Source organism: Pantoea sp. JV6 (assembly GCF_025910055.1).
Classification (GTDB): Bacteria; Pseudomonadota; Gammaproteobacteria; order Enterobacterales; family Enterobacteriaceae; genus Pantoea; species Pantoea agglomerans.
This window is the reverse complement of record NZ_JAPCIM010000036.1, coordinates 1-498: the sequence shown is the minus strand read 5'-3', so window position 1 is coordinate 498 and position 498 is coordinate 1. Positions and strand designations below refer to the sequence as shown.

1 pseudogene is annotated in these 498 nt (G+C 56.4%); it reads right to left on the bottom strand.

Annotated features, from left to right (window positions below):
• A pseudogene (locus tag OK412_RS23415) lies at positions 1–498 on the bottom strand (type IV secretion protein Rhs); the annotation flags it as partial.

Here is a 498-nt window from a genome sequence, read left to right as displayed (position 1 = left end):
GCTGTTAATGCCTTCCCAGGCTTTTTGCCCTTCACCGTCAGTCAGCAGCTCCGGCATTCCATTGGCCGCATTATGGAACAAGTAAATCTCCGGGCTTTCCACACCATCAATACGCGCCAGTGGTTCATAGCTCTGGCTGTCGCTGTAAACGTAGGTCAGCGGGATCCCGTCGTGGATTTCCTGCAGCAGGCGGTAGCCTTCCCACACAAAGCGCGTCGTGACGGCGTTGCCAGACGGCCTGCCCTGCAACAGCTGCTGGCTGGTTTTACTGATGCGGCGTCCCAGCGGATCGTAGCGGAAACTCACCTTAGTGCGCGGCTTATTGCGGTCACGTGGCTCGCTGATCACATCCGTCAGGCGATGCTCCCCATCATAGCGATAACGCCAGCGGGTATGCCCGTCATCTTTCTCAGTGGTACGGCCATGAATGTCATATTGCCAGCGGATACCGTTCAGTTCTTTGACACGGTTATGCATGACATGAGCGGCACTATGGCA